General features: G+C 59.5%; 25 protein-coding genes. 11 read left to right on the top strand and 14 right to left on the bottom strand.

The annotated features are described in order from the left end of the window. Positions 1–104 precede the first annotated feature (104 nt). On the top strand, positions 105–1,418 hold the full coding sequence (locus AC3WRD_RS02010; protein WP_096821905.1) for an ATP-binding protein: 1,314 nt from the start codon (positions 105–107) through the stop codon (positions 1,416–1,418). Between the two features lie 35 nt (positions 1,419–1,453). On the opposite strand, the gene rimK is transcribed toward AC3WRD_RS02010, so the two are convergent. Then, a complete protein-coding gene (gene rimK, locus AC3WRD_RS02005; protein WP_007949201.1) occupies positions 1,454–2,359 on the bottom strand; it encodes a 30S ribosomal protein S6--L-glutamate ligase in 906 nt (301 codons plus the stop codon). Next, positions 2,356–2,835 (bottom strand): retropepsin-like aspartic endopeptidase RimB, encoded by a 480-nt coding sequence (gene rimB, locus AC3WRD_RS02000; RefSeq protein WP_102620599.1) that lies wholly within the window; start codon positions 2,833–2,835, stop codon positions 2,356–2,358. The genes rimK and rimB overlap by 4 nt, the downstream gene beginning before the upstream one ends. Positions 2,836–3,053: 218 nt before the next feature. On the opposite strand from rimB, the gene AC3WRD_RS01995 reads away from it, so the two are divergent. Continuing rightward, positions 3,054–3,461, top strand: a complete 408-nt coding sequence (locus AC3WRD_RS01995) for an RNA-binding S4 domain-containing protein (RefSeq protein ID WP_096821906.1) — start codon at positions 3,054–3,056, stop codon at positions 3,459–3,461. Positions 3,462–3,528: 67 nt separating this feature from the next. Here AC3WRD_RS01995 and AC3WRD_RS01990 read toward each other — a convergent pair whose 3' ends face one another. Next, positions 3,529–4,329 (bottom strand): phosphatase PAP2 family protein, encoded by an 801-nt coding sequence (locus AC3WRD_RS01990; protein WP_102620600.1) that lies wholly within the window; start codon positions 4,327–4,329, stop codon positions 3,529–3,531. 104 nt (positions 4,330–4,433) lie between these two features. Here AC3WRD_RS01990 and hslO point away from each other — a divergent pair, with 104 nt between their 5' ends. Both hslO and AC3WRD_RS01980 read left to right on the top strand, forming a co-directional pair. Next, the gene (gene hslO, locus AC3WRD_RS01985) at positions 4,434–5,336 is read left to right on the top strand and encodes an Hsp33 family molecular chaperone HslO (protein ID WP_096821908.1); all 903 of its coding nucleotides are present in this window, start codon (positions 4,434–4,436) and stop codon (positions 5,334–5,336) included. Positions 5,337–5,517: 181 nt separating this feature from the next. After that, complete coding sequence (locus AC3WRD_RS01980; protein WP_102620601.1) at positions 5,518–7,059, top strand: phosphoenolpyruvate carboxykinase; 1,542 nt, start codon at positions 5,518–5,520, stop codon at positions 7,057–7,059. Positions 7,060–7,180: 121 nt separating this feature from the next. Here the strand turns inward: AC3WRD_RS01980 and AC3WRD_RS01975 are convergent, their stop codons facing one another. The 5 genes from AC3WRD_RS01975 to AC3WRD_RS01955 all read right to left on the bottom strand — a co-directional run bounded on the left by AC3WRD_RS01975 (position 7,181) and on the right by AC3WRD_RS01955 (position 10,403). Next, the gene (locus AC3WRD_RS01975; RefSeq protein WP_102620602.1) at positions 7,181–7,780 is read right to left on the bottom strand and encodes a putative adenosine monophosphate-protein transferase Fic; all 600 of its coding nucleotides are present in this window, start codon (positions 7,778–7,780) and stop codon (positions 7,181–7,183) included. Beyond that, entirely contained in the window at positions 7,780–7,950 is a 171-nt protein-coding gene (locus AC3WRD_RS01970) for a YhfG family protein (protein WP_096821911.1), read from the bottom strand. The genes AC3WRD_RS01975 and AC3WRD_RS01970 overlap by 1 nt, the downstream gene beginning before the upstream one ends. A 294-nt stretch (positions 7,951–8,244) precedes the next feature. Continuing rightward, positions 8,245–8,544: a hypothetical protein gene (locus tag AC3WRD_RS01965; RefSeq protein WP_102620604.1), complete on the bottom strand. Its 300-nt coding sequence runs from the start codon at positions 8,542–8,544 to the stop codon at positions 8,245–8,247. A 347-nt stretch (positions 8,545–8,891) separates the two neighbouring features. Then, on the bottom strand, positions 8,892–10,019 hold the full coding sequence (locus AC3WRD_RS01960; RefSeq protein ID WP_102620605.1) for a hypothetical protein: 1,128 nt from the start codon (positions 10,017–10,019) through the stop codon (positions 8,892–8,894). A gap of 102 nt (positions 10,020–10,121) precedes the next feature. After that, a complete protein-coding gene (locus tag AC3WRD_RS01955; protein WP_173861333.1) occupies positions 10,122–10,403 on the bottom strand; it encodes a hypothetical protein in 282 nt (93 codons plus the stop codon). A gap of 304 nt (positions 10,404–10,707) precedes the next feature. Between AC3WRD_RS01955 and AC3WRD_RS01950 the strand changes: the two genes are divergently transcribed. Then, complete coding sequence (locus AC3WRD_RS01950; protein WP_102620606.1) at positions 10,708–11,211, top strand: polysaccharide deacetylase; 504 nt, start codon at positions 10,708–10,710, stop codon at positions 11,209–11,211. Positions 11,212–11,228: 17 nt separating this feature from the next. Here AC3WRD_RS01950 and AC3WRD_RS01945 read toward each other — a convergent pair whose 3' ends face one another. Further along, positions 11,229–11,363 (bottom strand): hypothetical protein, encoded by a 135-nt coding sequence (locus tag AC3WRD_RS01945; protein ID WP_256580603.1) that lies wholly within the window; start codon positions 11,361–11,363, stop codon positions 11,229–11,231. A 234-nt stretch (positions 11,364–11,597) separates the two neighbouring features. Between AC3WRD_RS01945 and AC3WRD_RS01940 the strand changes: the two genes are divergently transcribed. The 3 genes from AC3WRD_RS01940 (at position 11,598) to AC3WRD_RS01930 (ending at position 15,323) form a co-directional block, all read left to right on the top strand. Then, positions 11,598–13,526 (top strand): RecQ family ATP-dependent DNA helicase, encoded by a 1,929-nt coding sequence (locus tag AC3WRD_RS01940; protein ID WP_102620607.1) that lies wholly within the window; start codon positions 11,598–11,600, stop codon positions 13,524–13,526. Positions 13,527–13,636: 110 nt separating this feature from the next. After that, positions 13,637–14,860 (top strand): 3-hydroxyacyl-CoA dehydrogenase, encoded by a 1,224-nt coding sequence (locus tag AC3WRD_RS01935; protein WP_102620608.1) that lies wholly within the window; start codon positions 13,637–13,639, stop codon positions 14,858–14,860. 31 nt (positions 14,861–14,891) lie between these two features. Further along, a complete protein-coding gene (locus tag AC3WRD_RS01930) occupies positions 14,892–15,323 on the top strand; it encodes an acyl-CoA thioesterase (RefSeq protein ID WP_096821918.1) in 432 nt (143 codons plus the stop codon). 64 nt (positions 15,324–15,387) lie between these two features. Here AC3WRD_RS01930 and AC3WRD_RS01925 read toward each other — a convergent pair whose 3' ends face one another. From AC3WRD_RS01925 to AC3WRD_RS01910, 4 genes are all read right to left on the bottom strand, one after another. Further along, complete coding sequence (locus AC3WRD_RS01925; RefSeq protein ID WP_096821919.1) at positions 15,388–15,867, bottom strand: glycine zipper domain-containing protein; 480 nt, start codon at positions 15,865–15,867, stop codon at positions 15,388–15,390. Between the two features lie 210 nt (positions 15,868–16,077). Then, on the bottom strand, positions 16,078–18,426 hold the full coding sequence (locus AC3WRD_RS01920) for an FdhF/YdeP family oxidoreductase (RefSeq protein ID WP_096821920.1): 2,349 nt from the start codon (positions 18,424–18,426) through the stop codon (positions 16,078–16,080). Continuing rightward, complete coding sequence (gene fdhD / locus AC3WRD_RS01915) at positions 18,423–19,262, bottom strand: formate dehydrogenase accessory sulfurtransferase FdhD (protein ID WP_096821921.1); 840 nt, start codon at positions 19,260–19,262, stop codon at positions 18,423–18,425. The genes AC3WRD_RS01920 and fdhD overlap by 4 nt, the downstream gene beginning before the upstream one ends. Positions 19,263–19,354: 92 nt before the next feature. After that, positions 19,355–20,242: a LysR family transcriptional regulator gene (locus AC3WRD_RS01910; protein ID WP_102620609.1), complete on the bottom strand. Its 888-nt coding sequence runs from the start codon at positions 20,240–20,242 to the stop codon at positions 19,355–19,357. A gap of 137 nt (positions 20,243–20,379) precedes the next feature. Here AC3WRD_RS01910 and lysM point away from each other — a divergent pair, with 137 nt between their 5' ends. Beyond that, positions 20,380–20,820 (top strand): peptidoglycan-binding protein LysM, encoded by a 441-nt coding sequence (gene lysM / locus AC3WRD_RS01905; RefSeq protein WP_008080501.1) that lies wholly within the window; start codon positions 20,380–20,382, stop codon positions 20,818–20,820. Between the two features lie 42 nt (positions 20,821–20,862). Here lysM and yrfG read toward each other — a convergent pair whose 3' ends face one another. Then, on the bottom strand, positions 20,863–21,525 hold the full coding sequence (yrfG, locus tag AC3WRD_RS01900; protein WP_102620610.1) for a GMP/IMP nucleotidase: 663 nt from the start codon (positions 21,523–21,525) through the stop codon (positions 20,863–20,865). 88 nt (positions 21,526–21,613) lie between these two features. On the opposite strand from yrfG, the gene nudE reads away from it, so the two are divergent. Beyond that, positions 21,614–22,180, top strand: a complete 567-nt coding sequence (nudE, locus tag AC3WRD_RS01895; RefSeq protein ID WP_102620611.1) for an ADP compounds hydrolase NudE — start codon at positions 21,614–21,616, stop codon at positions 22,178–22,180. Positions 22,181–22,185: 5 nt separating this feature from the next. Then, a complete protein-coding gene (cysQ, locus tag AC3WRD_RS01890) occupies positions 22,186–23,019 on the top strand; it encodes a 3'(2'),5'-bisphosphate nucleotidase CysQ (RefSeq protein WP_096821923.1) in 834 nt (277 codons plus the stop codon). Positions 23,020–23,050: the final 31 nt, after the last annotated feature.

Raw genomic sequence — 23,050 nt, 5'->3', positions numbered from 1 at the left:
GTAGGAGCGGGTCTGTGGGGAGCGGTCAAAAATGCCGCCTCCGCAGACTCGTTATCCGCAATATGCGAGCATTGCTCGCTCCTGCAAGTGCGTAGCGGTTATCCATGAAAACCCCTGTCTGGTTCCCCCAAAGTTTCTTCTCCCGCACCCTCTGGCTGGTGCTCATCGTCGTATTGTTTTCCAAGGCACTGACCCTGGTTTATCTGCTGATGAACGAGGACGTGCTGGTGGACCGTCAATACAGCCACGGCGTCGCCCTGACGCTGCGTGCCTATTGGGCTGCCGATGAAGAAAACCGCGCGAAGATCGCTGATGCCGCGACCCTGATCCGGGTGGTCGGTGCCGGTGTGCCGGAAGGCGAGCAGCACTGGCCGTACAGCGAAATCTACCAGCGGCAGATGCAGGCGGAATTGGGTGCCGACACCGAGGTTCGCTTGCGCATGCATTCGCCGCCGGCGTTGTGGGTGCGTGCGCCGAGCCTGGGTGATGGCTGGTTGAAAGTGCCGTTGTACCCGCATCCGTTGCGCGGCCAGAAAATCTGGAACGTACTCGGCTGGTTCCTCGCCATCGGGTTGCTCTCGACCGCGTCGGCATGGATTTTCGTCAGCCAGCTCAATCAGCCTTTGAAGCGTCTCGTGTATGCCGCACGGCAACTCGGCCAGGGCCGCAGCGTGCGCCTGCCGATCAGTGACACGCCAAGCGAAATGACCGAGGTTTATCGCGCCTTCAACCAGATGGCTGAAGATGTAGAACAGGCCGGCCGTGAACGTGAACTGATGCTCGCCGGGGTTTCCCACGACCTGCGCACGCCGCTGACCCGTCTACGACTGTCGCTGGAACTGATGGGTGACCGCACCGACCTGACCGACGACATGGTGCGCGACATTGAAGACATGGACGCGATTCTCGACCAGTTCCTCGCGTTCATTCGCGATGGTCGGGACGAGTCGGTGGAAGAAGTGGATCTGAGCGATCTGGTGCGCGAAGTCGCGGCGCCGTACAACCAGAGTGAAGAGAAGGTGCGCTTGCGTCTGGAGCCGATCCAGCCGTTTCCGCTGCGTCGGGTGTCGATGAAACGTTTGCTGAACAACCTGATCGGCAATGCGTTGAATCATGCCGGCAGCGGCGTCGAAGTCGCGGCTTACGTGTCCGGCGACACCAGTGCGCCGTACGTGGTGCTGAGCGTGATGGACCGTGGGGCGGGGATTGATCCGTCGGAGCTTGAGGCGATTTTCAACCCGTTCACCCGTGGCGACCGCGCGCGGGGCGGAAAGGGTACCGGGCTGGGGCTGGCGATCGTGAAGCGGATTGCTTCGATGCACGGTGGCAATGTCGAGTTGCGCAACCGCTCCGGTGGCGGGCTGGAGGCGCGGGTGCGCTTGCCGCTGGGGTTGATGCTGCCGCGAGACGCGGTTTAAGTTTCAGGCGGCCTTGCGGCCGCCTGATTCAAGGTTCAACCCTTGCCTTTGGTGCGGGTCATGTTCGGCCCGCCATTCTTCTCAAGGTGCTCGATGATGATCCCCGCCACGTTCTTGCCGGTGGTGGTCTCGATCCCTTCCAGGCCCGGCGACGAGTTCACTTCCATCACCAGCGGCCCGTGATTCGAACGCAGGATATCCACACCCGCCACCGCCAGGCCCATGACCTTGGCGGCGCGCAACGCGGTCATGCGCTCTTCCGGGGTGATCTTGATCAGGCTGGCGCTGCCGCCACGGTGCAGGTTGGAGCGGAACTCCCCGGGCTTGGCCTGACGCTTCATCGCCGCGATCACCTTGTCGCCGACCACGAAGCAGCGGATGTCCGCGCCGCCGGCCTCCTTGATGTATTCCTGCACCATGATGTTCTGCTTGAGGCCCATGAACGCCTCGATCACCGACTCCGCGGCCGTCGCGGTTTCGCACAGCACCACGCCGATGCCCTGAGTACCTTCCAGCACCTTGATCACCAGCGGCGCGCCGTTGACCATGTCGATCAGGTCGGGAATGTCGTCCGGTGAGTGGGCGAAGCCGGTCACCGGCAAACCGATGCCCCGGCGCGACAGCAATTGCAGCGAACGCAGCTTGTCCCGGGAACGGGCGATGGCCACCGATTCGTTGAGCGGAAACACCCCCATCATTTCAAACTGACGCAACACTGCGCAGCCATAAAACGTCACCGACGCGCCGATCCGCGGGATCACCGCATCGAAACCTTCCAGCGGCTTGCCGCGATAGTGGATCTGCGGCTTGTGGCTGGCGATGTTCATGTAGGCGCGCAAGGTGTCGATCACCACCATTTCATGCCCGCGTTCGGTGCCGGCTTCGACCAGACGACGGGTGGAATACAGACGCGGATTCCGCGACAGCACAGCGATCTTCATGCAACACCTGTGGAGGAGGTAGATACCGGGAACACCGGCTTGTCTTGTACATACTTGATACCCGGATTGACCACCAACTGGCCGTCGATCAGGGCTTTGGAACCGAGCAACAGGCGATAGCGCATGGACTTGCGGCAGGCGAGGGTGAACTCGACCGGCCAGACCCGATCACCGAGGGCCAGGGTGGTGCTGATTACATAGCGCACCTGGGCCTGGCCGTTGGAACTCTTGATAGTCTTGCGGGTGACCAGCGGCGCTTCGCAACGCCGGTGGCGCAATTGCACCACCGTGCCCAGGTGCGCGGTGAAACGCACCCACTTCTCACCGTCCCGCTCGAACGGCTCGATGTCGGTGGCGTGCAGGCTGGAGGTACTGGCACCGGTGTCGATTTTCGCCCGAAGGCCTGCGACTCCCAAACCCGGGAGCGCCACCCACTCGCGCAGACCGACAACGGTCAAATGGTCAAATGTCTTCAAAAAAATGCTCAACCGGTGAAAACCGATCAGCCCGCAGGGGGCCGGATTTGCGGTATTCACGCAGAATAGTGGTTAAAAGGCGACAGATATCTATGGCCCGGATTTGCGCGCTCTCAAGCACGCCCCGGAATGTGTGCATTGTAATCCGGGACAGCGCAATTCATGGCACGACAGAAACGGTAGTACAGTTCATCAATATTTCAGAATGAGGAAATTCCATGGCACAAAAAAGCGAAGAGGACGACAAGGTCCGTCTCGACAAATGGCTGTGGGCTGCACGTTTTTTTAAAACCCGTGCCTTGGCCAAAGCCGCCATCGAAAGTGGCAAGGTGCATTGTCGGGGAGAGCGCTGCAAGCCTGGCAAAGAGCCACGCATCGGCGATGAATTCGAGATTCGTACCGGCTTCGATGAAAAGACTGTCGTGGTCCAGGCCCTGTCGATCGTGCGCCGTGGCGCGCCGGAAGCGCAGACGCTGTATGCGGAAACCGAAGCCAGTATCGCCAAGCGCGAGGCGGCTGCAGCGATGCGCAAGGCGGGCGCGTTGGGTGTGACCACCGACGGCAAACCGAGCAAGAAACAGCGTCGGGACTTGTTTAAATTTCGTGGGAACAGTAGCGGCGAATAAAAAATCGCAGCCTGCATGCGCTCCCTGAGGAGCTGCCGGAGGCTGCGATCTTTTCAGGCGTATCGAATTAGCGGAGCGCCACCACACTCATCCGCGAAACCACCGGCAACTTGCCCACCAGCGTGAAAATCGGCGCTGTGATCTTCAGCCAGAAGTTCGCCGCGTGATAGGCAAACGGTGTGTAGTAACCCCAGCCCAACGCCCATACCGCCAACAGCAGGCCACCGATGTAATCGTCCTGGCCCCAGTGCGCGCCGGCCACCAGACGCGGCAGCATGAATAGCAGCGCCAGACCCCAGATCGTCAGGAACTGGCCGGCGGAGCGACTGAAAACGCCCATGAACAGCGCCCAGATCAACAGCACCGAAGCATGGTCACCGGGGAAACTCTGGCTCGAGCGATCCTTCAGCTCAAAGGTCTTCTCGAGATGCGGGAAGTAGTCGCTCATATGAACGGCGCCCTGGAGCACCATGGATGGGCTATTGTGCTGCCAGCCCATGTGGTCGGCGAATTTGGAAAACAGCGCGCGGATCACCACCATCAGCAGCAGGATCGAGAAAAATCCGAAGAAGGCGCGACGCACGTCAATCGCCTTGAACACCCAGTCGCCCTTGATCAGCAGGGTCAGCAGGATCAGTCCGACGACAACGTCGAACGGGCGCAGACTTGCAATTGCCCAGATGTGGAGCCATATGGGGTTGCTGGCCAGCGGTGCATTGAGTGAGCGGAACAGCCACTCGTCGAAAATCACACACAGCATCTGACCCGTAGGCCATAACCAGAAAGCCAGTAGTGCCAAAGGCACTGCATTGCACAGAACCAGCCGGCCGAGGTTCCACCTTGATTGGAACAAACCCGGATTGTTCATAAAATGCCTCCCGTGGCTGAACATAGGCATCAAAATGGATGCCAGAAGCGCGGGATTTTCATTCTTTGTAACCTTTTTGTCATTAAAATCAGATACCTAGACCTATGACCGATTTCCTCGATACCGATTACACCCAACGCTTCATCTTCGATGACAGCGACACGCGCGGCGAACTGGTGTCGCTGGAACGCAGCTACGCCGAAGTGCTCGCCAAGCACCCGTATCCGGAGCCGGTTGCGCAACTGCTGGGCGAACTGATGGCTGCTGCGTCGTTGCTGGTAGGCACCCTGAAATTCGATGGCTTGCTGATTCTTCAGGCGCGCTCCGAAGGCCCGATCCCGCTGCTGATGATCGAGTGCTCCAGTGACCGCGAAATTCGTGGCCTGGCCCGTTATGAAGCCGACTTGATCGCCGCTGATGCGACCCTCTCCGACCTGATGCCCAACGGCGTGTTGGCGTTGACTGTCGATCCGACGGTGGGCCAGCGCTACCAGGGCATCGTCGACCTCGACGGCGAAACCCTGTCCGACTGCTTCACCAACTACTTCGTCATGTCCCAGCAGGTTGGCACCCGCTTCAAGCTGTGCGCCGATGGCCGTCGCGCCCGTGGCCTGCTGCTGCAGCAACTGCCTGCCGATCGCCTGAAAGACGAAGAAGAACGCGCCGCCAGCTGGCAGCACATCACCGCGCTGGGCAACACCCTGACCGCTGATGAACTGTTGAGCCTGGACAACGAAACGGTTCTGCATCGCCTCTACCATGAAGAACAGGTCCGTCTGTTCGATGTGCAGAAACTGCGCTTCCATTGCAGCTGCTCCCGCGAACGCTCGGGCAACGCACTGGTCAGCCTGGGTCTGGAAGATGCGCAGCAATTGGTGGCCGAGCAGGGTGGCAGCGTCGAGATCGATTGCCAGTTCTGCAACCAGCGCTACCTGTTCGACGCGGCGGATATCGCTCAATTGTTCGCTGGTGCGGGTGTCGAGACGCCGTCAGATACCCGGCACTAAAACGGTTCAGCGCAGGTAAATTCACTGCTCAACGACGGAATAACGCCGTTACGACGGGAGGGCCCTACTCTTTTTGGGCTTTTCTGGCATAATCCGGCCCACTTTTTTCGCGGTAGTAGTGCACGACTTTCTACTACAAAACGTTTGGAGCACACTCGGCCACTGGCCGACGGGGAACCTCATGACGCAAGCCAATAACGCCGTGTACACCGATCTGAGTGTTGATGATCTGGTAAAAGAAGCCCTGAAACGCGGTGAAGGCGAGCTTGCCGATACCGGCGCTCTGGTAGTTCGCACCGGTCACCGCACCGGCCGTTCGCCAGTCGACCGTTTCATCGTTGAAGAGCCTTCCACCCAGGACGCAATCGCCTGGGGCCCGATCAACCGCAAGTTCCCGGCCGACAAGTTCGACGCGCTGTGGGCTCGTGTTGAAGCATTCAACAACGCGCAAGAGCATTTCGTTTCCCACGTGCATGTAGGCGCGGCCGAAGATCACTACCTGGCCGTGAAGATGACCACCCAGACTGCCTGGCAGAACCTGTTCGGTCGTTGCCTGTTCATCAACCCGGCTCAGTACAACCCGGCCGGTCGTGACGAGTGGCAAGTGTTGAACGTGGCCAACTTCGAGTGCGTGCCTGAGCGTGACGGCACCAACTCCGACGGTTGCGTGATCCTCAACTTCGCACAGAAAAAAGTGTTGATCGCCGGCATGCGTTACGCCGGTGAAATGAAGAAAGCCATGTTCTCCGTGCAGAACTTCCTGCTGCCGGCCGCTGACGTGCTGCCAATGCACTGCGCTGCCAACATCGGCGAAGAGGGCGACGTGACCCTGTTCTTCGGTCTGTCCGGCACTGGCAAGACCACCCTGTCCGCCGACGAAAGCCGTTACCTGATCGGTGACGACGAACACGGCTGGGGCGAAGGCGTTGTCTTCAACATCGAAGGCGGCTGCTACGCCAAGTGCATCGACTTGTCCGAGAAGAACGAGCCGGTCATCTGGAAAGCCATCAAGCACGGCGCTGTGCTGGAAAACGTCGTGATCGACGATGCCAAGCACGCCGACTACGCCGATGTCAGCCTGACCCAGAACAGCCGCGCAGCCTACCCGCTGGAGCACGTTGCCAAGCGTTCCGAGAAGAACCTGGGCGGCGAGCCTAACGCTGTGATCTTCCTGACTTGCGACCTGACCGGCGTACTGCCGCCAGTGTCGATCCTGAACAACGAGCAAGCGGCTTACCACTTCCTGTCCGGCTACACCGCACTGGTGGGCTCGACTGAAATGGGTTCGGGCAGCGGCATCAAGTCGACCTTCTCCACCTGCTTCGGCGCACCGTTCTTCCCGCGTCCGGCTGGCGAATACGCTGAGCTGCTGATCAAGCGCATCAAGGGCTTCGGCTCCAAGGTCTACCTGGTCAACACCGGCTGGACCGGCGGTGGTTACGGCGTCGGCAAACGCTTCAACATCCCGACCACCCGCGCCGTGATCGCAGCGATCCAGAGCGGTGCACTGATCGGTGCCGAAACCGAACACCTGGATACCATTAACCTGGACGTGCCACTGGCCGTACCGGGCGTCGAAACCAACCTGCTCAACCCACGCAACACCTGGGCTGACAAGGCTGCGTACGACGAAGCTGCCAAAGCACTGGCCGGTCTGTTCATCGAGAACTTCAAGAAGTTTGACGTGAGCGACGCGATCAAGGCTGCCGGGCCTAAGTTGTAAGACTTAGTTCTGGTGAATGAAAAAGCCGCCTCTTGAGGGCGGCTTTTTTGTAGGCGTTCAGTTATCGAGTAAGTGCCATTATTCCCGCACGATACGGTGTGAGCTGCCAGAATTCTGCTACTTAAGATGCAAGCTTTTCGCCAATGCAGCGATCAAAAATTGCCTCAAGGCCCCGGTAATCGCATGCCACAGCATCGATGTTTGCCGGAATCCAAGCCTCATCCTTGATCAACCACCAATCTACTGCAAAACCAGCATTGATGATGATGTGCTCAAAAAGAATGCGTTGGGCACGACCATTGCCTTCGCGAAAAGGATGAATGACGTTCAGATCGCCGTAGGCTTCAGCAACTTTTACTACAAGATCTGACCTTTCCAGCCCCTCGAACCATGCGGAGCGTTCCATAGAGAGAAAAATTTTGTCAGCTTCCGGGAGGATCCTCTCCGCAGTGCAAAAAGATGTTTCGCCTTTTTGGATGTTAACGGTACGCAGCAGTCCAGCCCAATCATAGACGTCGCAAAATAGAACTTCATGGACGTGCTGCAAGCGGCTGAGGTCATAGGGAGGGGGGAGAAGATGAAATCGGCTGATTGCGATTTCAGAGAGCTCTCGCTCTGCTTTTTGAAGCTGTTCTTCACAATGGATGTTGAGCAAATTACGCAAAACATCGGTGCCAGGGTAACAATAAGGGTCTTGCCCAACCCCGTACTTGTCCACCATTAACGGCCGTTTTGACGATATTTTTCGATAACCGATTCCCGCGAAGGGAGCGGTTTTTCAGCGTCGGCACGGGTGGTATCAAAGCCTTCAAGTCGCAGACTTGCCAGATAGTTGGACCGGCGGACCTTGTCGTAATAAGCCTGCTTTTGCTGGAACGTCAACTCGCTCATGTCATATGCCTCTTTGTGCTGGATTCCAGTGTAGCGCAATCGTGTTCCCGGATCGGTCGGGATTTTCGATGCTTACATATGCGTTGCCTATCATTGGGCTGATGGGGTTCTTTGGGAAACCCATCGAAACTCGATTGGCAGTCGGCTCGGTGCTCACGACGAAAGATTTCGTCTGCCTGTTTAACGCTTTCCATCAGCTCATCAAAAAATTTGCTCACCGGAATCTCCATTGTTCGATTGCTGTTTTTTAGATCGCTCTCAGGTAATGCGTGAGAGCGATTCGATCACTCAGCCTCAGGCCGGCGCTTTCCAGTTAAGCATTCGCTGCTGGGCGACCTGGAGCAGGTCATAGCCGTCTTTGGTCAGCAGGTAGAGTGCGTGGGTGATGTGCGGGATGTCTTCGACGTCGGCGTGTTTGAAGCAGAGGCAGTAGAGGGTTTGCAGCAAGTCGCTGGATGCACGCAGGCGCTGGACGGCGCATTCGAGGATGTCTTGCGGATTGGCATCGGTGTCGATGACCAGGGGCTTGGTGTCGGTGAGGTTGGAGTCGAGTGGACGGTAGCGATCGGAGTGGAGCTCGTTCCATGATTTCATTTTTTAGATCCTCAATTGCTTCTAATGAAGCCACCACATCGTGACCAAGCGACTGGAGGCGACTGTGTTCGGGTTGGTCAACCGGTGAGGATCATGCACATACCCGGCACGCTCGAAAGCGTCCCAAACACAGCCACCATAACGCTGCTGGCAATTAAGTGCCGGCAGCATACAGCGGACGCGAATGCATGATCCATTCGGGTGACCAAGCCCGAGCCGCTGAATTGGCAGCGACAGTCACAACTATAGGTTTCGGCCCACCGGCGCCGATAGAAGACAAGGCGCCGCTTTGTGTAGGAACTGGATGCAGATTCGGGCAGGCTGTTCCTACAGATCAATCACGGTTTTCAACGAATCGCCCGATACGCCTCAACATCCAGCACACTCGTCGTCAGCCCGCTCGCCGGTGTGTAGATCGTGCCTTTCACCGTCGAGAACGGGACGCCTTTGCTGCCCAGTGAAACGTAGCGTTCACCCTGATCCAGTTCGGTGAACCAGGTGTAGGAGCACTTCTCCATGGCCTTGTATTTCGCTGCCGCGTTGACGATGGCGGCGGTGTGGTTTCGCAGGGTGGCGTCGGTGAGGTTGAGGTTTTTGTCGAGTACGGTGCCCCAGCGTTTCAGGCAGACCTCGGCAAAGTGGCGGACGATGAGGCCGGGTTCGGCCAGCACTTTGGGACCACTGTTGCCATCGGCGGAGGCGTTGCCGACCAGGGTGGCGTGACGGCCAGGCATGGGGAAGATGCTGGTTTTGGTGCCGGTCGCGGTTTGCGGGATGACGCAGCTGAAACCCTTGGAGCGTTCGTCCCGTGCATAGAAACCCACGTACTCTTTTACGTTGTAATTGAGCTTCACCCGGTGTTCCTGAAAGTTACCGATGCCCGGCACAGGATCAATGGCAAAGATATTGACCGGAATGTTTTTCAGCGCACTGTCGTTGAACATGGCATTGGCCAGCATATGGCAACTAATGCCGCCACGGCTCCAGCCTACCAGATTGACCTTTGTTGGAATAACGCCGTCCTTGCGGAACGTTTTAATGATTTGCTCTTGTAACTTCTGTTGCGTGATGCTGCGATCACCATAGTTGTATTTGCGCCACAGCCAGGAGCCCTCGACTTTTACGTCCTCAATAGGAATGCCAGCAGCCTTGAGGCGGTTATATTCCGCTTCGGTCAGTTGCTCGCGCTGCCAGTCGCATTGGCCTTTGATGATGTTCATCGCGTGCTGGACGTTTTCCTCCCAGCCCTTGCCGAACAGGGTTCCGCTGAGGCCGTAGTCCTTGGATCGGGTGAACAGTTCATCGGCTTGCAGGTTGCTGGTGCCGGGGCCGTCGACCACGATCCATTCGGCGAACTCGCGACCGGTATGATGGGAGGCCAGTGTGGAGACCAGCTCGCCATCCCAATAGTTTTCATGGGCATTATCAAACTTTGTCGAACCTGTACCGCAAAAGAAAATAGTCAGCGTAGTCATGTTTTTGCTCTTGGTTGATGTAAGAGCAAACAGGCTAGTTCTGAACTTTGCAGTAATGGAAGCGATGGGTTGTTGCGAACTTTGTAGATTTAGCGGGTAGCGTCAGTTATTTATTCGTTGTCTGGCAACTTCCAGCAAGTCACAGCCGTCCTGCGTCAACAAATACAGCGCATTGACGATGTTGGGGATGTCTTTCACGTCGGCCTGTTTGAAACACAGGCAGTAAAGAGTTTCCAGCAGATCGCTGGCGGCACGGAGGCGTTGATCGGCAGCATTGAGCAGATCCCCAGGTTTGGCTTCGGTGTCGATGACCATGACCGGGATGTCGCCGTCGCAGGTTTTGAGAGGGCGAAAACGAGTACTCAGCGGTTTGAACATGTTCATGATTGAGGCGTGTCCTTTACGAAGTCGCGTCGGTCGGCCGACACAGTGTTTTCAGCCGCGCCGGCCACTATAGAAGGGCGCCATCGAGTGGGACAAGACAGTCACAATGGACAGGATTCGTAGGGGTTTTTCCGGGGTTCGGGCATTTGCCCTACGCGTTTTTACGGCGTTTTCACAGCCAAACCCTGAGGAGAGAAATTTCCCACGTGTTTGTCGGGTGATTCCCGGTAAACCTCTGTATGGTGCGCGCCAGAATCCGTAGGGCGTTTCCAGACGTCCGACACACGCTTAAAGGGAATTAGGTATGCAGTGGCTACGAATGGCCTCGATCATTTTGCTGTGGGCCAGTGGTTGTCGTTTGACGGTGGCCTCCGACACGGGCAATGGGTTGGCACTTGCCAACCTGGAGCGCAGCGGTTGGCCCGATGCACTCACCACTCAGGCCAGCATCGACACAGCCTCCCGCGCTGAGGTGCTGATCTTCGGCAAGGCTCTGTTGGCGAGCGAAGCGCTGGACGAACCGGGACTCAAGCAACGACTGGGCGTGCAGCAAGTGCAGCTCAAGTCGATCAGACAAGTGCGCGACGGTCTGTGGGATCGCTTGCTCAGCACCTACCGTAACGCCAGCCAGAACTGTGACGATCAAGCGTTTTGCCCACGGGTGCGCAGCGTCGCCGACTTGCGTCAGTTGGCGGCGGCATTCACTGGCGGCATCAGCCCGGCCCATGCACTGTGGGCGAGCAAGAGCCTGGATGTGCATGAGCGGGTACTGGATGAGCAATTGCGGGTAGCCGTATTGCGGCCATAGCAGAGCGCTTGCGGCTGCTAAGCCGACGAGGCTTCATCCGCTGTCACGGCGATCGCCAAGGGTGGTGGGAAGCCGTCGGGAACTGGCGTGCATGCGCCCAGCAACAGGGATGCAAAGACCAGGGCGACAGGCAGTTTCAGGTTGTTCGACATGTTCACTCCTTGATAGAAATCCATGCGCATCGGCCGTCCTGGCTCGAGGCGTGACGGACATTACCCTCGGTTCGATTCACGCGGCGATGAACAATGTGTTTCATTTGTTTGATCCCGTGGCGAAGCTGCCGACGCTGTATCATCCCGTATCGATTTGCCCCCCGACCTTTTCTCGATTCGCTGCGATCGCCCGCTAGGCTGTTGGCATCACAGCGGTCAACGGAGTGACAGCGAATGCACAACACCCTGGAACAGGTTTTCGGTTATCCACAGTTTCGACCCGGTCAGGAAGCGGCAATCAGCGCTGTGCTGGCCGGGCGCTCGGCGGCGGCGATCTTTCCCACGGGCTCCGGCAAATCCCTTTGCTACCAGGTGCCGGCTCTCCTGCTGCCGCACCTGACGCTGGTGGTCTCGCCGTTGCTCGCGCTGATGCAGGATCAGCTGGCGTTTCTGCAACGTCACGGCATCTCGGCGGGGAGCATTGATTCTGCGCAGAGTCGCGAAGACGCCAACGATGTGATGGCCCGTGCCCGTTCCGGCGAACTGAAGATCCTGATGATTTCCGTGGAGCGCCTGAAGAACGAGCGTTTTCGCAATTTTTTGCAGCAGGTGCCGATCTCGCTGCTGGTGGTGGATGAGGCCCACTGCATCTCCGAATGGGGCCACAACTTCCGGCCTGATTACCTCAAGCTGCCGGACTACCAGCGTCAGTTCAACATCCCGCAAACCTTGCTGCTGACCGCCACGGCAACACCGAAAGTCATCGCCGACATGCAGGCGAAATTCGCCATCGCTGCCGAAGACGTTGTGACCACGGGTTTCTATCGGCCCAATCTCAATCTGCTGGTGGAGCCGGTGCGCGGTGAGGATAAGCGGCGACGGCTGGTGCAGTGGATGGCCGAGCGGGCGGGCCAGCCGACCATCGTCTACGTCACTCTGCAGAAAACCGCCGAACACATCGCCGAACATCTGGGGCGCAATGGCATTCAGGCTGAGGCTTACCATGCCGGGCTGCCTCACGAACAACGGGAAGCGATTCAGAAGCGCTTCATGGGTGGGCAGTCCAATTGCATCGTCGCGACCATCGCGTTCGGCATGGGCATCGACAAGAGCGACATCCGCAACGTGGTGCATTTCGACCTGCCCAAATCCATCGAAAACTACAGCCAGGAAATCGGCCGCGCCGGGCGTGACGGGCAACCGTCCGACTGTCTGGTGCTGGCCAACCGCGACAGCCTCAATGTGCTGGAAAACTTTGTCTACGGCGACACGCCGGAGCGCGATGGCATTCGCCATGTGCTGGACGAGTTGCAGGCCGCTGCGCCTGAAGGTCAGTGGGAGTTTTTGCTCGGGCCGCTGGCGGATCAGAGCAACATTCGTGCGCTGCCGTTGAAGACGTTGCTGGTGCAACTGGAGCTGCGAGGGCTGATTGCCCCGCGCTACGCGTACTACGCCGAATACCGTTTCAAATACCTGCTGGAACCCGAGGCGCTGCTAGAGCGTTTCGAGGGCGAGCGCAGGGATTTCGTTGCGGCGATCATCCAGACCTCGAATCGCGCGCGGACCTGGGCCACGGTGAATTTCGAGGCGATGTACACGCAGTATTCGGCTGAGCGCAATCGTGTGGTGAAGGCGCTGGATTACTTCCAGGAGAAAGGCTGGGTCGAGCTGGAAAGCAAGCAGATGACCGAAGTCTACAACGTGCTGCACAGCGCCTTCGACAGCCAGGTCTTGAGTGGCGAGCTACATGATTATTTCTCTCGCCACGAACAGACCGAAGTGGCGCGGATTCACGCCATGCTCGAATTGTTCGCCACCGAGCGGTGCCTGGGCTATCGACTGGCGGAGTACTTCGGTGATCACAACGCCCCCGAGCAGTGCGGGCATTGCTCGGTGTGCCACGGGCAGGTTGCCCGGCTCCCGGCGCCTCCGGAATTGCTGGCGCTTGTGGATAAAAGTTTCTCGGCGTTGTGCGGCGATTTTATCCACAGGCATGAGCAGCAGACAGGCAGTGCGCCTTCAGCGGAGCGGCTGACGCGCTTTCTGTGCGGGATCAGTGTGCCGCTGTTCACCAAGCTCAAGGCACGGACCATTTCCGGGTATGCGGCGCTGGAGGCGTATCCCTACGCGGACGTGCGGGCTTGGGCTCAGGCGCATCTCTGAAGCAACGAATCCATTTGCTGAATGTCGATCATCACAGCAATAAACTTCAAAAATACCCGTTGGCTGACTATGGTGAAGGCTGTCTTTGGATCTCCAACAAGAGAACAACAATGAGCCAGACATCCTTCGAAATTCGGCAGGCCGCCGTGATCGGCGCCGGCACCATGGGCCGTGGCATTGTCATGTGCCTGGCCAACGCCGGCGTGTCAGTGCAATGGGTCGATAACAATCCACAGATGCTTGAGCAGGCGCTGAAGACGGTGGCCGATACCTATGCGCACAACGTGCGTCAGGGTCGGATCGATCAGGCCGAGGCCGATGCGCGAATCGCCCGGATCAGTGCGGCGGCGGATTATGTTGCGATCCGCAATGTCGACCTGGTGATCGAAGCGGTGTACGAGAATCTCGAACTCAAGCAGAAGATCTTCCGTGAGCTCGATGGCTTGCTGAAACCCGAAGCCCTGCTGGCGAGCAACACCTCGGCACTGGACATCGATGCGATTGCCGCCGCGACACGACGACCGACGCAAGTGCTGGGTCTGCATTTCTTCAGCCCGGCGCACATCATGAAACTGCTGGAAATAGTCCGTGGTGCACAGACCTCGCCAGCCGTGCTTGAGGCTGCACTTGAGCTGGGCAAGCGTATGGGTAAGGTCAGTGTGGTGTCGGGCAACTGCCACGGATTCATCGGCAATCGCATGCTCCATCCTTACGTGCTCGAGGCGCGCAAGATGCTGCTTGAGGGGGCCTGGCCGCAGCAGATCGACGCAATATTGCAGGGCTTCGGTTTTGCCATGGGGCCGTTTCGCATGTACGACGTGGTCGGCATCGATCTTGAGTGGCGTGCTCGTGAGCTGGCCGGCAAGGGCCAGGATGCGCCAGAGGTTCAGGTGGATAACCGCTTGTGCGAGTTGGGTCGGTTCGGGCAGAAGTCTGGCAATGGTTACTACCATTACGAACCGGGCAGTCGTCAGGCCGAACATGATCCTGAGGTGGATGCACTGGTGTTGAGTGTCAGTGAAGGTCTGGGGTTTCATCGCCGTGAGATCGGATCTGAGGAGATCCTTGAGCGCTGTCTTCTGGCGTTGGTCAATGAGGGCGCAAAGATTCTGCAGGAAGGGATTGCCGAGTCGGCGCATGACATCGATCAGGTTTACCTGAACGGCTATGGCTTCCCGGCTGAGAGAGGCGGGCCGATGGCCTGGACGGACGATCAGGGGCTGGCAGACATTCACAAGCGGCTGCTGGCGCTGGAAACGCGGCAGGGTGATCAATGGCGGCCGGCGCAACTGATTGGCGAGCTGGCGGCACGAGGCAAAGGTTTTTACCTTTAGACTGGGCCGATCACTCAAGGAATCGACACTGATGTCCAACCCGATGCCGCAACGCGCCGATTACCCGCATTTCCAGCCGATCACCACGCGCTGGCACGACAACGATGCCTATGGCCACGTCAACAACGTCACCTACTACAGCTTTTTCGATACGGCGGTAAACACCTACCTGATTCAGGTCGGTGGCCTGGATATCCACGATGGCGAGGTGGTGGGGTTTGTGGTGAGTTCGTCTTGCGATTACTTCGCCTCGATTGCGTTCCCGGACTTGATCGAAGTTGGTTTGCGGGTCGGCAAACTGGGCAACAGTTCAGTGCAATACGAGCTGGCCGTGTTCAAGGCTGGCGAGCATGAAGCCTGTGCGGCGGGGCGTTTTGTGCATGTGTTCGTTGATCGTGCATCGAATCAGCCGGTGGCGATCCCTGCGGGGTTACGCGGAGCGCTGGAACGGCTGGCGGTTTGACAGGCAAAAAAAATCGCAGCTCGGGGGAGCTGCGATCTGGCTGTACCGGCAATGAGGTCAAGCCTCAGTCGCGGTAGTAGCGGTGATGCTTGCGATGGCCATAGGCGTGGCCACGACCACGGTGGTCGTCGCGGTAGTAGCGACCACGGTCACGGCCGCGATCGTAACTGCGGTCTTCGCGATTACTCTCGTTGCCCATGTAGTTACCCAGCGCGCCACCGGCGCCGCCACCTGCTGCGGCACCGATCAGGCTGCCGGTGGTGCCGCCCATGCTGCGGCCAACCACGTTACCGCCGGCTGCGCCCAACGCACCGCCAATGGCCGCTTCGCCACGGCTGTGTTTGTTGGCGCCTACCGCGCTACCACCCGCGCCGCCCAGGGCCGCGCCAATGGTTGAACCTGTGCTGCCGCCTAAAGACTGACCGACGACCGAGCCAAGAACCCCGCCCAATGCGCCGCCCACACCTGCTTCGGTGGTGCCTCCGGCAGAAGCGAAGCCACTGACCAGGCCAAGGGACAACAAGAGAATCTGGGAGAACTTCATAGAGGAGCCTCAAAGGGATGACGGCGCGATCCTGAGGCTGTGTAACAAGGCTGACAATCGAAATCCGACGAATAACACGACTTGTATACAATTATGCAAGTTACTGATTTTTGGGTGGAACTTAACCGATTTTCACCGGTCTTTAACTGCTTCGGACAGGCCGCTTTTATACAAAAGCGGCCTTTTTTGTGGGCGCTGAAAAGTTTGGTGTCAGGCCGACCTGGCCATGATCAGCCCTGTCTCGCTCGCCGCTTCCAACCGGATCGCGATGAACTTCGACGTCGGCGTATGGCTGCCGTCCCCGGTGCTTTCGAGCGGCACCAGCGGGTTCACCTCAGGGTAATAAGCCGCCGCTTGCCCCGCCGGAATATCGAACGCCAGCAGTGTGAAGCCTTTCACGCGACGCTCACGGCCATCGTCCCACAGCGACACGATGTCAGCCTTCTGCCCAGGCTTGAAGCCCAGACGGATGATGTCCGCCTCGTTGGCGAACAGCACGTCACGCTGTCCCTTCACCCCGCGATAACGATCGTCGAGACCATAAATCGTGGTGTTGTACTGATCGTGAGAGCGCATTGATTGCAAGATCAGATCCGGCAGTTGACCGGTGGCGCGAGTGCGTTCGTGGATCAGGTCTTTGGGCAGCATGTTCGGCTTGAAGTTGGCCCGGCCCGAGGTGGTGTTCCACTTGCGCGCGCCGGCACTGTTGCCGAGGTAGAAACCGCCCGGGTTCTTGACCTTCTCGTTGAAGTCCTTGAAGCCCGGGATGGTGTCGGCGATCAGTTCGCGGATGCGCCGGTAGTCGGCCACCAGCCAGTTCCAGTCCACCGGTTTGCTGCCCAAGGTCGCGGCGGCAATGCCGGCGATGATCGACGGCTCCGAGCGCATCTGGTTCGACAGCGGCTGCAACTGGCCGTTGGAGGCGTGCACCATGCTGAACGAGTCTTCCACGGTGACGGCCTGCGGGCCTTCGGTCTGGATGTCGATGTCGGTACGACCCAGGCACGGCAGGATCAATGCGTCTTTGCCGTGGGCCAGGTGGCTGCGATTGAGCTTGGTGCTGATCTGCACGGTCAGGTCGCAGTTGCGCAGGGCCTGGAAGGTGCGTGGGCTGTCCGGCGTGGCCTGGGCGAAGTTGCCGCCCAGACCGATGAACACTTTGGCGCGGCCTTCGGCCATCGCGTGAATCGCTTCAACCACGTTGTGCCCGTTGTGGCGCGGCACCTTGAACTGGAAGCGACGCTCCAGGGAATCGAGAAACGCCACCGGCGGACGCTCGTTGATGCCCATGGTGCGGTCGCCCTGCACGTTACTGTGACCGCGCACCGGGCACAGACCGGCGCCGGGTTTGCCGATGTTGCCGCGCAGCAGCATCAGGTTGGCGATTTCCTGGATGGTCGGCACCGAATGGCGGTGCTGGGTGATGCCCATCGCCCAGCACATGATCACGTTCTTGCCTTTGGCGTACATGCGCGCCGCTTGCTCGATTTCAACCAGCGTCAGGCCGGACTGCGCAACGATCTGCTCCCACGGCGTGTCATCGACGACACCGAGATATTCCAGCACGTTGACGCTGTGTTCATTGAGGAAGTCGTGATCGAACACCGCCGGCGCACCGGCCTTCTGCGCATCGCGTTCCCATTGCAGCAGGAACTTGGCCATGCCGCGCAGCACCGCCATGTCACCGCCCAGTGCCGGGCGGAAATACGCGGTGTTGGTCGGCTTGTCGCCGTTGGTGAGCATTTCGATCGGGTGCTGCGGATGCTGGAAGCGTTCCAGACCGCGTTCTTTCAGCGGGTTGATGCAGACCACCTGAGCGCCGCGTTTCACCGCTTCACGCAGGGGTTCGAGCATGCGCGGGTGGTTGGTGCCGGGGTTCTGGCCCCAGACGAAAATCGCATCGGCGTGTTCGAAATCGTCGAAGGTTACGGTGCCTTTGCCGACACCGACGCTTTGCGCGAGCGCCACACCGCTGGCTTCGTGGCACATGTTCGAGCAGTCGGGGAAATTGTTGGTGCCGTAGGCGCGCACGAACAGTTGATACAAATAGGCGGCTTCGTTACTGGCACGACCCGAGGTGTAGAACTCGGCCAGGTCCGGGCTCGGCAGGGCTTGCAGGTGCTTGCCGATCAGCGCGTAGGCATCGTCCCAACTGATCGGCTTGTAGCGATCGGTTTCGGCGTCATACACCACCGGCTCGGTCAGGCGACCCTGATATTCGAGCCAGTAGTCGCTCTGCTCCAGTAACGAGGTGACGCTGTGTTTGGCGAAGAACTTGCCGTCCACCCGACGTTTGGTCGCTTCCCAGTTCACCGCTTTGGCGCCGTTCTCGCAGAACTTGACCATGCCGCTTTCCGGCGAGTCGCCCCAGGCGCAACCCGGGCAGTCGAAGCCGCCGTTCTGGTTGGTCTTGAGCATCATGCGCAGGTTCTTCAGCGCGTTGTCGCTGGTCAACCAGGCCTGGGCCACGCTGATCAGTGCGCCCCAGCCGCCGGCTGCGCCCTTGTAGGGCTTGTAGCGCGGGACGGGTTTCTGGTCGGCTTGATGGTGTTGGCTCACGAGTGTTTCTCCATTTCTGGGCTATACACCCGCGGCGCGTTTTTCTGCGGCAGGTGGATGAGATTGAGGTTGTGGCGGCGGGCCCATTGCACGGCGAGGCCGGTGGGCGCGGACAGACTGACGAGGGTCTGGATCCCGGCGCGCAGGACTTTCTGGATCAATTCGAGGCTGCAACGGCTGGTGACAATCGCCAGGCCGCCGGTTGTGGATATCTTTTGCCGGATCAGGCCACCGATCAGTTTGTCGAGGGCGTTGTGTCGGCCGATGTCTTCGCGGCCCAGCAGCAATTCACCGCTGGCGTTCATGAACACCGCCGCGTGTACCGCGCCGCAATGCTGGCCCAGCGGCTGGAACGCACCGATGCGCTGGCGCAAACCGTCGAGCCATTCAATCGGCGGCAAAGGGGCGCCGGGCAAGACCTTGAGATCGGGCAGCGCCTGTTCCACCGCTTCTACGCCGCACAGCCCGCAACCGCTGGTGCCGGCCAGTTGCCGACGCTGCTGCTTGAGATTCCAGAAGGCGCGGTTGGCGATGGTCACCTGGGCGTATTGCGCCGAGCCTGAACCGGTCAGTTGCAGGTCATAGATGTCCGAGGCGTCTTCGATGATGCCGCTGCCCAGGCTGAAGCCGACGATGAAGTCTTCGAGGTCGGTTGGCGTCACCAGCATCACGGCCTGGCTGATGCCGTTGTAGGCAATCGCCAGTGCGACTTCCTCGGCCAGCGCGGTGCTGGCCGACTCCGCCAGGGGCAGGTCGCTGTAGCTGTAGGTCTGACTGGCGGCGGGCGCGGGTGTTTCGAGTGCAGGCGCCGCGCAGGCCGGGCGCTTGGCGTTCATGGCATCACCGACGGATTGATCAACGTTAAGACTAGGCGCGGCAACTTGTCGCGTCTAATCGCTAGTGTCGATCTATCGATAGATGCCGTCGATCAAGCGGCCGCTGGCGATTTCTGATACAGCGCGAAACAGGCCTCGGCCAGTGCCGAACGCGGGGCGCCGCGGCGCATGATAAGGCCCAGCCGGGCGAGGGTCTGGGCGTTTTCGATCGGTTGCAGGCGCAGGTGATCGGTGAGGCGTTCGAGGCCGCCGTCCAGCGGCATGATCGCGCAGCAGAATCCGCCGTGCACAGCTTGTAACAATTGATGCACGGCGTCGGTCTGCAACAGTGGTTGCGGTGTCAGGCCCCGGCTGTGGAAGTTGTGGTCGATGGACTGGCGAAAGTGCATGCCGCTGGTGAGCATGCCCAGCGGCAGTTCGATCAGCGCCTGCCAGCTCAGCGGTGCCTCGCCGAAGCTGAAGGAGCGCTGATCGTAAAGCAGGCCCATGCGGGTTTCGTCGAACGCCAGGGATTCGAAACGCTCGTTGTCGAGACGATCCAGGTAGGACACGCCGATGTCGATCCGGTTGTCCGCCAGTTGTTCGAGGATCTGCTCCGAACTCAGTGCCGACAATTCGAAGCGCAGTTCCGGGTGTGCAGCGTGCAGGCGTTGCATCAACGGCAGCGGATCAAAACTCGACAGCGGCACCACTCCCAGGCGCAAGGTACCGATCAGGTTGCCGCGACAGGCCGCCGCTTCCGCCTGCAAGCCGTCATAAGCCGCCAGCACCGTACGGGCCCAGGCCAGCACTCGCTCGCCAGGCGCGGTGAAGCCTTCGAAGCGCTGGCCGCGATTGACCAGCGGCAGATCGAGTTCTTCTTCGAGGCTGCGCAGGCGCATTGATAGAGTCGGCTGGGTGATGTGGCACCGGGCGGCGGCCTGGCCGAAATGGCGGGTTTCGTCGAGGGCGATGAGGAATTTCAGCTGCTTGATGTCCATCTTCGCTCCGGGGCGCTGGCAAGGGTGGGCGATTCTACCGTTTGCGCGGCGACAGGGTCATTGGTCGGTCTGGAACCGGGTTGGTTTGTGGTGGTCTAGGCTTGGGCGTCTGGAACTTAAATCAAGGAGTGTGCGCTATGAGTCTTTTGAGCTTTGTAAAAGAGGCCGGTGAGAAGCTGATCGACCTGCTGACCCCTGGCAACGCCAATGCCAGCGAGCAATTGAAGGAACACATCAGCAAGGTCGGGTTGGGTAACCCGAATGTTCAGGCGACGGTGGATGGCGACAAGGTGACAGTCACCGGCGAGGTGGCGAGCCAGGAAGAGAAAGAGAAGATTCTGCTGGCGGTGGGCAATATTGAAGGCGTCGGCAGTGTCGATGACCAGATCACGGTCACCGGGCCGGTGGTGGCTGCCGCACGTTTCGTGGTGGTGAAAAAGGGCGACACCCTCAGCGCGATTTCCCTGGCGGTGTATGGCAATGCCAACCAGTACAACAAGATTTTCGAGGCCAACAAGCCGCTGCTCAAGGACGTGAACAAGATCTATCCGGGGCAGACGCTGCGTATTCCTGAGTAACAACAGACTTGCAGGAGCTGCCTCTGGCAGCTCCTGCAACGTTCAGAGTCCTGCTATCAAGTCCCGATAATCTTCGACGGCCACAAACTCCGCCGTGTCCTTCGGTCCCTTGCGACTGTCCGGTTCCTTTACGGCCAACAGATGCGCCACACCAAAGTCCCGTGCACTGCGCAGGATCGGCAGGGTGTCGTCGATGAACAGGCTGCGCGCCGGGTCAAAACCGATATCGGCCTGCAAGGCATCCCAGAACTGCGGGTTCTCCTTGGGAAAACCGTAATCGTGGGAGCTGATCAGCCGCTCGAAGTACGGCGCCAGTTCAACCCGTTCCAGTTTCAGCGACAGCGAATCGCGGTGCGCGTTGGTGATCATCACCACGCGTTTACCGGCCCGTTTGATCGCGGCCAGAAAAGTGTCGGCGTCCGGGCGCAGGGCAATCAGGTGGGCGGTTTCCAGCTTCAGCTCGCGCACCGACAGCTTCAATTCCGTGCTCCAGAAGTCCAGGCAATACCACTGCAATTGACCGGCATGACGTTCGAACAACGGCTGCAATTCCATTTCCGCCATGGCCCGGCTCACGCCATGCAGTTCGGCGTAGCGCTGCGGCAAGTGTTCCAGCCAGAAGTGGTTGTCGAAGTGCAGATCCAGCAACGTGCCGTCCATGTCGAGCAGAACGGTATCGATGTCGGACCACGGTAATGAAGGCATGGCAACGTCTCGAACGGTAGAAAGATATCCGACGCAAACAATCGGAAAAGCCGCGTTATAGTAGCGCGTTCACGCCAAGGAGCTTTGCATGCGCCAGAAACCAACCGTACTTGCCCGCGAAATCGTCGCCACCAGTCGTCTGTTCTGCGTGGAAGAGCTGAAACTGCGCTTTTCCAACGGCGTGGAGCGCACCTACGAGCGGCTGGTGGGCAAGGGCGCCGGTTACGGCGCGGTGATGATTGTGGCCATGCTCGATGCCGAGCACGCAGTGCTGGTCGAGGAATACTGCGGCGGTACCGACGAGTACGAATTGTCCCTGCCCAAGGGCTTGATCGAACCGGGCGAGGATGTGCTGGCGGCGGCCGAGCGTGAGCTCAAGGAAGAGGCGGGCTTTGGTGCCCGGCAATTGGAACACCTGACCGAGTTGTCGTTGTCCCCCGGCTACATGAGCCAGAAAATCCAGGTGGTGCTTGCCAGCGATCTGTACGAGGAGCGACTGGAAGGCGACGAGCCGGAGCCGATGCGGGTGGACAAGATCAACCTGCGGGATCTCTCTTCATTGGCGCAAAATCCGCAGTTTTCCGAAGGTCGTGCCTTGGCGGCGTTGTACCTGGCCCGCGATCTGCTGACCCAGCGCGGTTTTTTCCAGTCATGAGTGAGATGTCTATGAGTTTTTCCCATCCGTTGATGGCGCCGGTGGTTGAACTGGCGCTGCGGGCCGGCGAGGCGATTCTGCCGTTCTGGCGCGCCGATGTGGCGGTGACCGCCAAGTCCGATGATTCGCCGGTGACCGCTGCGGATATCGCTGCGCACCATGTGATCGTCGCCGGCCTGACCGCCCTGGATCCGAGCATCCCGGTGTTGTCCGAAGAGGACGCCAACATCCCGCAAAGCGTGCGTGCCGGCTGGCAGCGCTGGTGGCTGGTGGATCCGCTGGATGGCACCAAGGAATTCATCAGCGGCAGCGAAGAGTTCACCGTCAACATTGCCCTGATCGAAAATGGCCGGGTGGTCTTTGGCGTAGTATCGATGCCGACCAATGGGCGTTACTACGTTGGCGGTGCCGGGCTCGGTGCCTGGCGTGGCGACACGGGCGGCACGCCGGTGGCGATTCAGGTTCGTGACGTGCCGGGGCCTGGCGAAGCGTTCACTGTGGTTGCCAGCCGCCGTCATTCGAGCCCGGAACAGGAACGCTTGCTGGCCGGTTTGAGCGCGAGCCTTGGCGAGTTGCAACTGGCCAACATCGGCAGTTCGCTGAAGTTCTGTCTGGTGGCCGAAGGTGCGGCGGATTGTTATCCGCGACTGGCGCCGACGTCCCAGTGGGACACGGCGGCGGCGCAAGGCGTGCTGGAAGGTGCCGGCGGTGAGGTCCTGGATTTGAACGGTGATGCGTTCTGTTATCCACCACGGGAATCGTTGCGCAACGCATTCTTTCTGGCGCTGCCGGCGAAAGCGGCGTGGCGTTCGAAGTTGCTGGAACTGGCCCGTTCGTAAGTGCGTTCCCGGACTCGGGAACGCTCAGCCT

This window comes from Pseudomonas sp. FW215-R2 (genome assembly GCF_058789255.1).
Note: the sequence above shows the minus strand (reverse complement) of the source record. Positions and strands in the feature narration are given on the sequence as shown.

Excerpts from the sequence above, each read along its gene's own strand:
- AC3WRD_RS01975 (WP_102620602.1), bottom strand. The coding sequence starts at position 7,780 with ATGGTGGACAAGTACGGGGTTGGGCAAGACCCTTATTGTTACCCTGGC.
- cysQ (WP_096821923.1), top strand. The coding sequence starts at position 22,186 with ATGTCTATGAGTTTTTCCCATCCGTTGATGGCGCCGGTGGTTGAACTG.
- AC3WRD_RS01940 (WP_102620607.1), top strand. The coding sequence starts at position 11,598 with ATGCACAACACCCTGGAACAGGTTTTCGGTTATCCACAGTTTCGACCC.
- AC3WRD_RS01965 (WP_102620604.1), bottom strand. The coding sequence starts at position 8,544 with ATGAAATCATGGAACGAGCTCCACTCCGATCGCTACCGTCCACTCGAC.
- hslO (WP_096821908.1), top strand. The coding sequence starts at position 4,434 with ATGACCGATTTCCTCGATACCGATTACACCCAACGCTTCATCTTCGAT.
- AC3WRD_RS01945 (WP_256580603.1), bottom strand. The coding sequence starts at position 11,363 with ATGTCGAACAACCTGAAACTGCCTGTCGCCCTGGTCTTTGCATCCCTG.
- fdhD (WP_096821921.1), bottom strand. The coding sequence starts at position 19,262 with ATGAACGCCAAGCGCCCGGCCTGCGCGGCGCCTGCACTCGAAACACCC.
- AC3WRD_RS01925 (WP_096821919.1), bottom strand. The coding sequence starts at position 15,867 with ATGAAGTTCTCCCAGATTCTCTTGTTGTCCCTTGGCCTGGTCAGTGGC.
- AC3WRD_RS01955 (WP_173861333.1), bottom strand. The coding sequence starts at position 10,403 with ATGAACATGTTCAAACCGCTGAGTACTCGTTTTCGCCCTCTCAAAACC.
- AC3WRD_RS01970 (WP_096821911.1), bottom strand. The coding sequence starts at position 7,950 with ATGAGCGAGTTGACGTTCCAGCAAAAGCAGGCTTATTACGACAAGGTC.
- AC3WRD_RS01990 (WP_102620600.1), bottom strand. The coding sequence starts at position 4,329 with ATGAACAATCCGGGTTTGTTCCAATCAAGGTGGAACCTCGGCCGGCTG.
- AC3WRD_RS01960 (WP_102620605.1), bottom strand. The coding sequence starts at position 10,019 with ATGACTACGCTGACTATTTTCTTTTGCGGTACAGGTTCGACAAAGTTT.
- nudE (WP_102620611.1), top strand. The coding sequence starts at position 21,614 with ATGCGCCAGAAACCAACCGTACTTGCCCGCGAAATCGTCGCCACCAGT.
- AC3WRD_RS01995 (WP_096821906.1), top strand. The coding sequence starts at position 3,054 with ATGGCACAAAAAAGCGAAGAGGACGACAAGGTCCGTCTCGACAAATGG.
- AC3WRD_RS02010 (WP_096821905.1), top strand. The coding sequence starts at position 105 with ATGAAAACCCCTGTCTGGTTCCCCCAAAGTTTCTTCTCCCGCACCCTC.
- AC3WRD_RS01930 (WP_096821918.1), top strand. The coding sequence starts at position 14,892 with ATGTCCAACCCGATGCCGCAACGCGCCGATTACCCGCATTTCCAGCCG.
- AC3WRD_RS01980 (WP_102620601.1), top strand. The coding sequence starts at position 5,518 with ATGACGCAAGCCAATAACGCCGTGTACACCGATCTGAGTGTTGATGAT.
- AC3WRD_RS01950 (WP_102620606.1), top strand. The coding sequence starts at position 10,708 with ATGCAGTGGCTACGAATGGCCTCGATCATTTTGCTGTGGGCCAGTGGT.
- rimK (WP_007949201.1), bottom strand. The coding sequence starts at position 2,359 with ATGAAGATCGCTGTGCTGTCGCGGAATCCGCGTCTGTATTCCACCCGT.
- AC3WRD_RS01910 (WP_102620609.1), bottom strand. The coding sequence starts at position 20,242 with ATGGACATCAAGCAGCTGAAATTCCTCATCGCCCTCGACGAAACCCGC.
- yrfG (WP_102620610.1), bottom strand. The coding sequence starts at position 21,525 with ATGCCTTCATTACCGTGGTCCGACATCGATACCGTTCTGCTCGACATG.
- lysM (WP_008080501.1), top strand. The coding sequence starts at position 20,380 with ATGAGTCTTTTGAGCTTTGTAAAAGAGGCCGGTGAGAAGCTGATCGAC.
- AC3WRD_RS01935 (WP_102620608.1), top strand. The coding sequence starts at position 13,637 with ATGAGCCAGACATCCTTCGAAATTCGGCAGGCCGCCGTGATCGGCGCC.